Below are 11,962 nucleotides of genomic sequence, written 5' to 3' on the forward strand. Positions count from 1 at the left end.
ACGCGGGAAGGAAACCCGAGCCTAGCGCAGCACTTGCCCAGGCGATGTCGACGCCGGGGTAGAGTCGACCGTTGGTCGACCATCGTGCGCAGCGCGGGCTGTTCCTGGGCCCCTGCGAAGGGCAGTCGACCAACGGTCGACTCTACCCAGCTACGCCCACCCAGCCGTGCTCACGCGCCAGCGCCTGCAGCAACGCGGACAGATCCAGCGCAAACCCGGCCATGTCGAACACGCCGCTGCGCTCGCGCGCCTGCGCCAGCTGCGCGCGCAGTGCCGTCAGGGCTGCCGGGTCGTTGCCCAGCGCGCTGGCGGTCGCCACGAAGGCGGCATCGTCGGCCACGTTCATGGCCTGCAGACCCAGGTGATGGTTCAGGCTGCCGGCCACGCGTGCGGCGAAGGTGTCGCCCGGACAGGTCAGCACCGGACAGCCGGCCCACAACGCATCTGATGCAGTGGTGTGTGCGTTGTAGGGATGGGTGTCCAGGAACAGGTCGGCCAGGGCGTAGCGCGCCAGGTACTGGGGATGGGCGAGCTTGGCCATGAACACCAGTCGCGACGGGTCCACGCCCGCGGCACGTGCGGCATCGCGCAGGCGCGCATCGGCCTTGCCTGGCCCGGACAGCAGCCACAGCACGCTGCCCGGTACCGCCTGCAACACGGCAAAGGCGCGCGCCATGCTGCGCGGATTAAGCTTGTAACTGTTGTTGAAGCAGCAGAACACCACGCCCTGTGCGGGCAGGCCGCAGTCGGCGCGGCTGGGCGCCGGTTCCACAACGCGGGTGTTGTCCGAGGGCTGGAACGCGCGCGGCAGGCGCAGCACGCGTTCGCTGTAATGCGGTTCCAGCGCAGCTGGCAGGGCGAAGCCATCGGCCACCACGGCATCCAGCCACGCTGCACCGGACGTGCCTGGATACGCCAGCCAGTTCAGCTGCAGTGGGGCAGGGCGCATGGCCAGCACTTCCGGCGTGCCGCCGCCGCCCCAGCCGCGCAGGTCGAACAGCAGGTCGATGCCCTGCGCGCGGATGCGTGCGGCGGTCTCGGCGTGGCGCAGCCCGGCCACGTCATGCAGCGTGGTGGCCGCCTGCAGGCGTTGGCGGATGCGGCTGCCATCGTCGCGGTTCAGGGCAAACAGATGCAGCTGCAGCGCCGGATCGGCCCGCAGCTGCTCGAACAGCGCCACCGTCAACAGACCGGTCGGATGGGCGCCGAAGCCGTTGGACAGGAATCCCACCCGCAACGGCCCACGCGCGCGCACCTGCGCCGGCGGCAAGGGGCGCACCGAGGCAGCCACGGCCGTTGCCCGGCTGCGCGCGCAGGCCAGCTGTTCGGCCGCGCTGGCGTCTTCGCTCAGGAAAGCAAACGGTTCAACCACGCCCTGGCCAGAGGCCACCGCACGGCGGACCTGCGCGGCCAGCGCATCCAGATCGCGCCAATCGCACAGGCGGCGCTGCCAAGCCAGGCGCTGGGCGGCAATGTAAGGCTCGCCCGGCATCAGGGTGTGCGCGCGCCGATAGGCCTCGGCGGCGCCTTCGGCATCATTGGCATCTTCCAGCGCATGGCCCAGCCACAGGGCAATGCCGGGATGCTGCGGCGCCAGCGTGGATGCCTGGCGCAGCAGGGTGGCTGCATCGGCATGGGCGCCGGCCATCCAGGCCACGCGGCCCAGCCGTGCCAGCGCTTCGGGGTGGTCGGGGCGCAGCTGCAGTGCGCGCCGCGCGGCGTGTTCGCCGGCAGCGATGTCGCCCGCTTCCAGTTCCACGTCGGCCAACATCACCCAGGCAACGAAATCGCCCGGCTGGCGGGCCAGCGCCTGCTGCAGTTGCTGCCGTTGCTGCCAGGCCGACACCGTGCTCAGCCCGCCGAAAGCTGGGCCAGCGCGTCCACCTGGTGCTCGTGGCTCAGGCGCTGCAGCAGCGGGTCCAGATCGCCCGCCAGCACATTGGGCAGGTCGTACAGGGTCAGCCCTTCCACGCGATGGTCGGTGATCCGGCCCTGCGGGAAGTTGTAGGTGCGGATGCGCTGGCTGCGATCGCCGCTGCCCACCTGCAAGCGGCGTGATTCGGCCTGCGCGGCATCCTGGCGCTGGCGTTCGGCATCCAGCAGCTGTGCCTTCAGGCGCTTCATCGCCTTGTCCCGGTTGGCGTGCTGGCTGCGCTCGGTCTGGCATTCCACCACCACGCCGGTCGGCACGTGGGTGATGCGGATGGCCGATTCGGTCTTGTTCACGTGCTGGCCGCCGGCACCGGACGAACGGAACGTATCGACCTTCAGGTCGGCGGGGTTGATGACGATCTCATCCACCTCGTCCGCTTCGGGAATGATCGCCACCGTGGCCGCGGAGGTATGGATGCGGCCCTGCGATTCGGTGGCCGGCACGCGCTGCACGCGGTGCGTGCCCGATTCGAACTTCAGGCGCGAGAACGCACCGCGGCCGACCACACGGGCCACCACTTCCTTATAGCCGCCATGTTCGCCGGGGCTGTCCGATTCGATCTCGACCTTCCAGCCCTGGCGCTCTGCATAGCGGGCGTACATGCGGAACAGGTCGCCGGCGAAGATTGCCGCTTCGTCGCCGCCGGTGCCAGCGCGCACTTCCAGGAACAGGTTGCCGTCGTCGCGCGGGTCGCGCGGCACCAGCAGCAGCGCCAGTTCCTGCTCCAGTTCCTGCAGGCGGGCCTGGGCAGCGGCGATCTCTTCGTCGGCCAGCTCGCGCAGGTCCGGATCGGCGCGCATGCCCTCGGCGGCCGTCAGGTCGGCCTTGGCGCGGGCTTCTTCGGCCAGCGCGGTGGCGATCGGTTCCAGTTGGGCGAATTCGCGCGAAAGATCGCGGAAACGGGCATTGTCGGCGACCACGTCGGGTTCGGCGAGCAGGCGTTCCAGTTCTTCGCGGCGCTCGGCCAGCGCTTCCAGCTTACGGCGCAGGGTCGGCGTCATCGGGTCTCACGGGGGGATGGTGGTAGCCCGGCGTTGCCGGGAACAGGCGCTGCGCGGCGCGGGTCAGCTCGGCATCGCCGCTGAGTGCGGCCGCGCGCAGGGCCGCAGTGGGCGGGTGCAGCAGGCGGTTGGTCAGGCCATGGGCCAGCAGTTCCAGGACTTCGTCGGCCGACTTGCCGTTGGCCAGCTGCTGGCGCGCACGCTCCAGTAGTTCGGCGCGGGTGGCTTCGCCGAACGCGCGCAGCTGCCGCAGCGGCGCCTGGTGGGCGCTGGCCTGCAGGGTTTCCACATAGCGCGATACCTGCAGGTCGATGATCGCCTCGGCCTCGGCGGCGGCCTCGCGGCGCCCGCGGCGGTTGTCTTCCACCGCACGCTCAAGATCGTCCACCGTGTACAGGAAGGCGTCGTTCAGCGTGGCGACATCGGCTTCGATGTCGCGTGGCACGGCCAGGTCGAACAGCAGCATCGGCTTGTGCCGGCGCGCGCGCAGGGCATTGGCCACGGCAGCGCGGTGGATCACCGGCTCACGCGCGGCGGTGGCCGAGAACACCACGTCGGCCTCGGCCAGGTGGCGCTCCAGCTCGGTCAGCGGCAGGGCCACACCGCCGTGGCGGCTGGCCAGTTCCTGGGCATGGGCCAGGGTGCGGTTGGCAATCAGCAGGCGCCTCACCTTGCCTTCGCTCAGGTGGCGGGCGGCCAGTTCGATGGTTTCGCCCGCGCCGACCAGCAGCACGGTGGATTCATCCAGGCGCGCGAACGCGTTCTGCGCCAGGCGTACCGCCGCCGAGGCCACCGACACCGGGTTGGCGCCGACCTGGGTATCGGTACGGGCGCGCTTGGCCACCGAGAAGGTCTGCTGGAACAACCGGTCCAGGCGTTGGCCCAGCAGGCCGTGATCGCGGGCGGTGGACCAGGCGTCCTTCACCTGGCCCAGGATCTGTGGTTCACCCAGCACCATGGAATCCAGCCCGGTGGCGACCCGGAACAGATGGCGCACGGCATCGGCGTCGGCATGCTGGTACAGGTAGCCCTGCAGATCGCCGGCCTGCTGCTGCAGCCAGTGGTCCAGCGCCTGCGCCGAATCGGCTACCGCGTACAGTTCAGTGCGGTTGCAGGTGGACAGCAGCACCGCCTCGGCGATCTGCGGGGTATCGCGCAGCGAACCGAGCGCGCGCGGCAGCGCCTCACCGGCGAAGGCTGCGCGTTCGCGCAGTTCCACCGGTGCGGTCTGGTGATTCAGTCCGAGCACCCACAGGGTCATTGTTCAGTTGCTTGCGATAAGCTGCTGGCCATTGGACGACATTTTAAGGCCCCGATGCCGACGATGCCCGCATTGATTCGCATCCCCAGTGTTCTGCTGCTGTCCCTGGCCTGTGCCCAGGCGGTGTCGGCAGCGCCGGCCAAGGCCCCCACACGGGCCCCGGCCGCCGAAGCACTGGCCCTGGAACCGGTGATCGCCGGCGAATTCGCCCTGCAGGCCGGCAAGCTGGCCGAGGCCGCGCGCTGGTACCTGCAGGCGGCCCAGCAGACCGACGGCGACGCTGGCCTGGCCGAGCGTGCCACCCGTATTGCCATGCTGGCCAACGAGGATGCCAATGCCGCAAAGGCGCTGGCCCTGTGGCAGCAGCGTGCCCCGGCCTCCCTGCCGATGCGCAGCGCCGCGGCCGCCCTGGCCATGCGCCAGGGCAACGTGAAGACGGCCCGCAGCGAACTGCAGTCACTGCTGCAGGACAGCGACGAGCAGGGCTGGAAGTTCGCCCTGGCCGCCCTGATCGGCGGCGGGCGCGATCCGGCGGTACCGGCGCAGGTGCTGGGCGAACTGGTCGATGCCAATGCCATTCCGGCCAGGATCGAGGCCTGGCAGGAGTTCGGGCGGCTGGCCCTGCGCATGGAAAAGCCGGAGCTGGCGCAGCGCATGATTGACGAAGTTGTGCGCCGCTTCCCGCAGGAACCGCGGGTGGCGCTGCTGCGCGCCAGCCAGTTGCAGCAGGCCGGGCAGACCGGGCAGGCGCTGACGCTGCTGCAGGGCGTGGAGCCGCAGACCCGCCGGGATCCAGACCTGCGCAACGCCGTGGCCATTGCCTATGACAGCCTGGGCCAGCCGGCCGCGGCCGAACGCGTGCTGGCATACGGCCCGCAGGACGTGCAGACCTGGGGCATGCGCGCATCGCTGCTGGCCAAGCAGGGCGACAAGGCGGCGCTGGGCAATCTGTACAACGAATTGTCGCGCCAGGCGGCCAAGCCCGATCCGGCGCAGCGCCTGCTGCTGGGCAAGATCGCCGAGTACCTGCAGCGTTATGCCGAGGCGGTGAACTGGTACCACAGCGTGCCCGGCGGTGAAGAACTGAGCGAGGCGCGCCTGCGTGCGGCCAACGCGCAGGGCCTGGCCGGTCGCCAGGACCTGGCCCTGCAGGAAGTGCACGCCATCCAGTCCGATGCGACGGTGGACGATGACGTGCGCCGCGATGCCTATCTGCTGGAAGCCGAACTGCGCCAGCGCGCCGACGATCTGCCCGGTGAACTGGATGCCCTGGCGCGTGGCCTGGCCGCCTATCCGGATGAGAACGCGCTGCTGTACGCGCGCGCCCTGGCCTGGGAACGCCGCGACGATATCGCCCGTGCCGAGGCCGACCTGCGCAAGATCCTGGTGACCGAGCCGGAAAACGTGCCGGCGCTGAATGCACTGGGCTACACCCTGGCCGACCGTACCGGGCGTTACCAGGAGGCCTTGGAGTTGATCGACCGTGCGCGCGTGGCCGAACCGGACAACGCCGCCATCGTCGACAGCTACGGCTGGGTGCTCTATCGGCTGGGGCGCAACGAAGAGGCGCTGGTGCAGCTGCGCCGCGCCTGGACCCTGGCCAAGGACCCGGAAATCGCCGCCCACGTGGGCGAAGTGCTGTGGGTGCTCGGCAAGCATGACGAGGCCCGCCACTTCTTCGACGAAGCGGCCAAGCTGGACCCCGAGAACCGCGCGCTGCTGCGCGCCCGCGAGAAATTCAATCCATGAGTGTTTCCACGTTCCGCCCGCTGCTGCTGGCGGCGGTGACCCTGGCGGTCAGTGCCTGCACCAGCGTCGGCACCCAGAAGACCCCGGCGCCGGAAGTCGTCTACACCGTTTCGCCGGCCGCCGAGCGCGCCGAAGAGGCGCGCGTGCAGGCGCTGCGTGCGCAGCCGGACTACGCCTTCCAGGGGCGGGTTGCGGTCAGCAAGGGCAAGAACGGCGGCAGTGGCCGCATCGACTGGGTGCAGCAGGGCAGCGAGTACCGCGTGCAGCTGAGCGCGCCGGTCACCCGCCAGAGCTGGACCCTGCAGGGCGACGCAGTGCAGGGTGGGGCGCGGCTGGAAGGGCTGGGCGACGGCCCGCGCACAGGCGACGACGCGCGCCTGTTGCTGCTCGATGCCACCGGCTGGGACATCCCGGTCAGTGAGCTTTCCGACTGGACCCGTGGCCTGGTGCTGCGCGGTTCCGGCGAAAGTGCCGTGGAGCGTGATGCCGAGGGCCGCCCGCGGCGCATGCAGCAGGCCGGCTGGCTGATCCAGTACCTGGACTGGTACCCGGCGCAGGACGGACGCCCGGCGCTGCCGCGGCGGATCGAGGCCAGCCGCGAGGACGCCAAGGTACGCCTGCTGGTGGACCAGTGGGGCGCCGACGCCCCATGACTGCGCAGATTGACGCCGACGGCTGGTCCTGGTGGCCGGCCCCGGCCAAGCTGAACCTGTTCCTGCATATCACCGGCCGCCGCGCCGACGGCTACCACGAACTGCAGACGGTGTTCCGGCTGCTGGACTGGGGCGACCGCATCGGCCTGCGCCTGCGTGAAGACGGTCAGGTGCGCCGCGAGGGTGACGGCCTGGCCGGCGTGGCGGAAGACCAGGATCTGGCCGTGCGCGCCGCGCGGCTGCTGAAGAGTGTGGCGAATATCGCCCAAGGTGCGGACATCATCGTCGAAAAGCATGTGCCTGCGGGTGGCGGCTTCGGCGGTGGCTCGTCCGATGCAGCCACCGTGCTGGTGGTGCTGAACCGGCTCTGGCAGGCCGGCCTGGACGAAGATGCGCTGGCTGAACTGGGCCTGCATCTGGGGGCCGACGTGCCGGTGTTCGTGCGCGGCCGCAATGCCTGGGCCGAAGGGGTGGGCGAGCGCCTGCAGCCGATCGCGCTGCCCGCGGCCTGGTATGTGATCGCCGAACCGGGCGTTCATGTTCCGACCCCGGCCCTGTTTGCTGACCCGGATTTGACGCGCGACACCCCAGTTGCGAAAATAGAGGACTTCGCTTCCGGCGCTCTGGTCGGAAACGTGTTCGAGCCGGTGCTGCGCCGTCGCGAGCCTGCCGTCGAGGCGGTGCTTGCCGCGTTGAGCCGCATAGGCCGGGCACGTTTGACCGGGTCAGGAAGTGGTTGTTTCGTCGAGTTCGATTCGCAGGCTGCCGCAGAGCAGGGACGAGCGAAATTGCCGAAGGAGTTGCGGGCAAGGGTGGCAGCGGGCGTCATGCGTTCGCCACTGCTGGAAGCACTCGAGCAACACTGATTCATCACTGCAGGGGCGTCGCCAAGAGGCCCAAGGCACCAGGTTTTGATCCTGGCATTCGTAGGTTCGAATCCTACCGCCCCTGCCAATTGCGGCTGTGTCCGCGCCTTCCAGCGCATCGACCGCGCGGGACGTGGAAACAGCCGCGGTGTTGTCAGCAGCAAGGGCCCAACGGTCCTTGCCGCTACCGGATCCCCGCCACTCGTCCCCGCCCGAGACAATCATGATGCAAGAGTCCCCGAACCTGCTGGTATTTTCCGGCAACGCCAACAAACGTCTGGCGCAGAACATCTGCAAGGAACTGGGGGTTCGCCCGGGCAAGGCACTGGTCTCGCACTTCTCCGATGGTGAAGTGCAGGTGGAAATCGAAGAGAACGTGCGCAAGCAGGACGTCTTCGTGATCCAGCCGACCAGCGCGCCTAGCGCGGAAAACCTGATGGAACTGCTGGTGCTGATCGACGCGCTCAAGCGCGCATCGGTGAACAGCGTGACCGCCGTGGTGCCGTACTTCGGTTACTCGCGCCAGGATCGCCGCATGCGCTCCTCGCGCGTGCCGATCACCGCCAAGCTGGCGGCGAAGATGTTCAGCACCGCTGGCGCTGATCGCGTGCTGACCGTCGACCTGCACGCCGACCAGATCCAGGGCTTCTTCGATATCCCGGTGGACAACGTGTATGCGTCCCCGCTGCTGCTGGCCGACATCTGGCGCGCCTACGGCACCGAGAACCTGATCGTCGTTTCGCCGGACGTGGGTGGCGTGGTCCGCGCCCGCGCCGTGGCCAAGCGCTTGGATGATGCCGACCTGGCCATCATCGACAAGCGCCGCCCGCGCGCCAACGTCTCCACCGTGATGAACATCATCGGTGACGTCGAAGGCAAGACCTGCGTGATGGTCGATGACATCGTCGATACCGCCGGCACCCTGTGCGCTGCTGCCGCTGCCCTGAAGGCGCGCGGTGCGCTGAAGGTCGCCGCGTACTGCACCCACGCGGTGCTGTCGGGCCCGGCAGTGGACAACATCACCAACTCGCAGCTGGACGAACTGGTGGTGACCGACACCATCCCGCTGAAGGACGCCGCGCGCGTGTGCAGCAAGATCCGCCAGCTCAGCGTGGCGGAAATGCTGGCCGAAACGATGCGCCGCATCGCCTTCGGCGAGTCGGTCAGCTCGCTGTACGTCGATTGAGAATCCGCCCCTGTCGGCAACGGCGGGGGCATGCCCCGGATGCTTCTGGTCGCGGAAGCATCTTCAAACCGCCTCGCCGCACGGCAAGGCAACAACCTGAGTAGTCGAAAATGTCGAAGACCCATGAAATCAAGGTCACCAAGCGTGAACTGCAGCGTAAGGGTGCGAGCCGCCGCCTGCGTCACGCTGGTGTGATCCCGGCCATCGTGTACGGCGGCAACGCCGAGCCGGTCGCCATCAGCCTGGACCACAACGAAATCTGGCTGGCCCAGCAGAACGAGTGGTTCTATGCCTCCATCCTGGACCTGAACCTGGACGGCCAGGTGCAGAAGGTGCTGCTGCGTGACATGCAGCGCCACCCGTACAAGCAGCTGATCATGCACCTGGACTTCCAGCGCGTGAACGAGAACGAAGCCCTGACCGCTTCGGTGCCGCTGCACTTCATCAACGAAGACACCTCGCCGGCTGGCAAGGCTGCCGACGTCGTGGTCACCCACGAACTGAAGGAAGTGACCATCACCTGCCTGCCGAAGGACCTGCCGGAGTCGATCGAAGTCGACCTGGGCGGCCTGAACGCCGGTGACGTGGTGTACCTGTCCAACATCAAGCTGCCGAAGGGCGTGGAAATCCCGGCGCTGGCGCTGGGCAAGGACCACGACGACGCCATCGTCACCGCCAAGACCGGTAAGGTCGACGCGGCCGACGAAGAAGCTCCGGCTGCCGAGTAATACCCAAGCGGTGCCTGCCTTCGGGCAGGCACCGTGCTGGAAGGAACCATGGCAGGATTGCGACTGATCGTCGGTCTGGGCAACCCCGGATCGGAACACGCCCGGACCCGGCACAATGCCGGGTTTCATTTCGTTGAGGCCCTGGCTGAAAAAGCCGGTGCGCGCTGGAACGTGGACAGCAAGCTGTTTGGCGAGACCGCCAAGGTCGAGATCGCCGGGCAGACGGTCTGGCTGCTGAAGCCGGCCACCTTCATGAACCTCAGCGGCAAGTCGGTGACCGCCGCACAGCGGTTCTGGAAGATCGAACCGGAAGAAACCCTGCTGGCCCACGATGAGCTGGACCTGCCGCCGGGTGCGGTACGGCTGAAGTTCGACGGCGGCCACGGCGGCCAGAACGGCCTGCGCGACACCATGCGCCTGCTCGGCCACGGCAAGTTCCACCGCCTGCGCGTGGGCATCGGCCACCCCGGCCACAAGGATCGCGTGGTGGGCTGGGTGCTCGGTCGCCCGAGCAAAGACGACGACGTCCTGATTGCCCGTGCCATCGACGATGCCATCGACGTGCTGCCGCTGGCGGTACAAGGCGATTTCAACGAAGCGATGAAGCGCCTGCACACCCCGAAATAGCGCTTCTGGTAGGTGCCAACCTTGGTTGGCACACAATCAACCAGACCGGTAGGTGCCAACCTTGGTTGGCACACAATGATCGACACCGAGATGGATTGGCCAAGCAGCGCGCGCGCTGTTTCACCAATCACTTTCACCCCAGAGAGCTGTCACCCATGGGTATCAAATGCGGCATCGTCGGCCTGCCCAACGTCGGCAAGTCGACCCTGTTCAACGCGCTGACCAAGGCGGGCATCGCCGCGGCGAACTTCCCGTTCTGCACCATCGAACCGAACGTCGGCATCGTGCCGGTGCCGGACCCGCGCCTGGGCGAACTGGCCGGCATCATCAATCCGCAGAAGGTCATTCCGACCGCCGTGGAATTCGTCGACATCGCCGGCCTGGTCGCCGGTGCCGCCAGCGGTGAAGGCCTGGGCAACAAGTTCCTGGCCCACATCCGCGAAGTTGATGCGATCACCCACGTGGTGCGCTGCTTCGAGAACGCCGACGTCATCCACGTCAACAACAAGGTCGACCCGATCTCGGACATCGAAACCATCGATACCGAACTGGCGCTGGCCGACCTGGACAGCGTCGAGAAGGCCCTGAACCGCGCCGAGCGCGCCGCCAAGGGTGGCGACAAGGAAGCGGCCGCGCGCAAGCCGGTGCTGGCCAAGCTGCAGGCTGCCCTGTCCGACGGCAAGTCCGGCCGTTCGGTCGGCCTGGACGAGGAAGAGAAGGCGCTGGTCCGTGACCTGTTCCTGCTGACCCTCAAGCCGGTGATGTACATCGCCAACGTGCTGGAAGACGGTTTCGAGAACAACCCGCACCTGGACGCCGTGCGCGCCCACGCCGCCGCCGAAGGCGCGCAGGTGGTGCCGGTGTCGGCCGCGATCGAAGAAGAGCTGTCCCAGCTCGACGACGAAGACCGCGACACCTTCCTGGCCGACCTGGGCCTGAGCGAGCCGGGCCTGAACCGCGTGATCAACGCGGCCTACAGCCTGCTGGGCCTGCAGACCTACTTCACCGCTGGCGTGAAGGAAGTCCGCGCATGGACCGTGCGCAAGGGCGCCACCGCCCCGCAGGCTGCCGCCGTCATCCACACCGACTTCGAGAAGGGCTTCATCCGCGCCGAAACCATCGCGTATGACGACTTCATCAAGTACAAGGGCGAAGCCGGCGCCAAGGAAGCCGGTCGCCTGCGCCTGGAAGGCAAGGAATACCGCGTGCAGGAAGGCGACGTGCTGCACTTCCGCTTCAACGTCTGATCCTGCCGCAACGGATCGACCCCGAACGCCCCGCCCTGTGCGGGGCGTTCGCGTTTCTGGCGCCGCGGCGATGGCTGGTGAAAAAACAACCACGCACTGAAACGCTTGCCGTGCGTGGCTCTCAGCCACTTGTCCACACCAAACCCCCACCACTTTCCACGCGCGGTGTGGAAAACCATGGGGTGCCCGCCAGGTAGGTGCCAACCTTGGTTGGCACAGCGCGTGGTGGATAAATTTTCACCACGCCCCGAAGCGCCTGCGCCGCAACGCTCGCACCCACTTGTCCACACCAAGTTCCCATCGCTCTCCACGTGCCGTGTGGAAAACAATCCTGGATGTGGACAAAAAACAGCCACCCCTGAAAACGCTTGTACGGCAATGCTCGCACCCACTTGTCCACACCAAGTTCCCATCGCTTTCCACGCGTGGTGTGGAAAACCCTGGCGGCGCGCCCTGGTAGTCGCCCACCTTGGTGGGCGCGCGGCAGGTCCATGCCCACCAAGGTGGGCATCTACCAGAGCCCGGTTCCCCTCGCATCCTGTGCTCTGGTAGTCGCCCACCTTGGTGGGCGCGCGGCAGGCCCATGCCCACCAAGGTGGGCATCTACCAAAGCCCGGTTCCCCTCGCATCCTGTGCTCTGGTAGTCGCCCACCTTGGTGGGCGCGCGGCAGGTCCATGCCCACCAAGGTGGGCATCTACCAAAGCCCGGTT

10 protein-coding genes and 1 tRNA gene are annotated in these 11,962 nt (G+C 67.9%); 8 read left to right on the forward strand and 3 right to left on the reverse strand.

Translation table 11 applies throughout. The features are described 5' to 3' along the window. Positions 1-142: 142 nt before the first annotated feature. The 3 genes from G4G00_RS01935 to hemA are packed head-to-tail and all read right to left on the reverse strand — an operon-like array spanning position 143 to position 4,195. Positions 143-1,846, reverse strand: a complete 1,704-nt coding sequence (locus G4G00_RS01935) for a tetratricopeptide repeat protein (RefSeq protein ID WP_164270954.1) — start codon at positions 1,844-1,846, stop codon at positions 143-145. A 5-nt stretch (positions 1,847-1,851) separates the two neighbouring features. Continuing rightward, a complete protein-coding gene (gene prfA, locus G4G00_RS01940) occupies positions 1,852-2,934 on the reverse strand; it encodes a peptide chain release factor 1 (protein WP_108752261.1) in 1,083 nt (360 codons plus the stop codon). Then, entirely contained in the window at positions 2,912-4,195 is a 1,284-nt protein-coding gene (gene hemA / locus G4G00_RS01945) for a glutamyl-tRNA reductase (RefSeq protein WP_108748631.1), read from the reverse strand. The genes prfA and hemA overlap by 23 nt, the downstream gene beginning before the upstream one ends. Positions 4,196-4,258: 63 nt before the next feature. Between hemA and G4G00_RS01950 the strand changes: the two genes are divergently transcribed. From G4G00_RS01950 to ychF, 8 genes are all read left to right on the forward strand, one after another. Next, positions 4,259-5,944: a tetratricopeptide repeat protein gene (locus tag G4G00_RS01950; RefSeq protein ID WP_199911411.1), complete on the forward strand. Its 1,686-nt coding sequence runs from the start codon at positions 4,259-4,261 to the stop codon at positions 5,942-5,944. Next, complete coding sequence (gene lolB, locus G4G00_RS01955) at positions 5,941-6,597, forward strand: lipoprotein insertase outer membrane protein LolB (RefSeq protein WP_164270955.1); 657 nt, start codon at positions 5,941-5,943, stop codon at positions 6,595-6,597. Before G4G00_RS01950 ends, lolB begins: the two co-directional genes overlap by 4 nt. Beyond that, entirely contained in the window at positions 6,594-7,463 is an 870-nt protein-coding gene (gene ispE / locus G4G00_RS01960; protein WP_164270956.1) for a 4-(cytidine 5'-diphospho)-2-C-methyl-D-erythritol kinase, read from the forward strand. The genes lolB and ispE overlap by 4 nt, the downstream gene beginning before the upstream one ends. An 11-nt stretch (positions 7,464-7,474) precedes the next feature. Next, a tRNA-Gln gene (locus G4G00_RS01965) sits at positions 7,475-7,551 on the forward strand. Positions 7,552-7,689: 138 nt separating this feature from the next. Further along, complete coding sequence (locus G4G00_RS01970; protein WP_108751479.1) at positions 7,690-8,649, forward strand: ribose-phosphate diphosphokinase; 960 nt, start codon at positions 7,690-7,692, stop codon at positions 8,647-8,649. A gap of 110 nt (positions 8,650-8,759) precedes the next feature. Further along, positions 8,760-9,377: a 50S ribosomal protein L25/general stress protein Ctc gene (locus G4G00_RS01975; RefSeq protein WP_108752265.1), complete on the forward strand. Its 618-nt coding sequence runs from the start codon at positions 8,760-8,762 to the stop codon at positions 9,375-9,377. Between the two features lie 48 nt (positions 9,378-9,425). Further along, a complete protein-coding gene (pth, locus tag G4G00_RS01980) occupies positions 9,426-10,004 on the forward strand; it encodes an aminoacyl-tRNA hydrolase (protein WP_079220740.1) in 579 nt (192 codons plus the stop codon). Between the two features lie 155 nt (positions 10,005-10,159). Continuing rightward, positions 10,160-11,251: a redox-regulated ATPase YchF gene (gene ychF, locus G4G00_RS01985; protein ID WP_108752266.1), complete on the forward strand. Its 1,092-nt coding sequence runs from the start codon at positions 10,160-10,162 to the stop codon at positions 11,249-11,251. Positions 11,252-11,962 lie beyond the last annotated feature (711 nt).

The organism is Stenotrophomonas sp. B1-1 (assembly GCF_010894375.1).
Taxonomy (GTDB): domain Bacteria; phylum Pseudomonadota; class Gammaproteobacteria; order Xanthomonadales; family Xanthomonadaceae; genus Stenotrophomonas.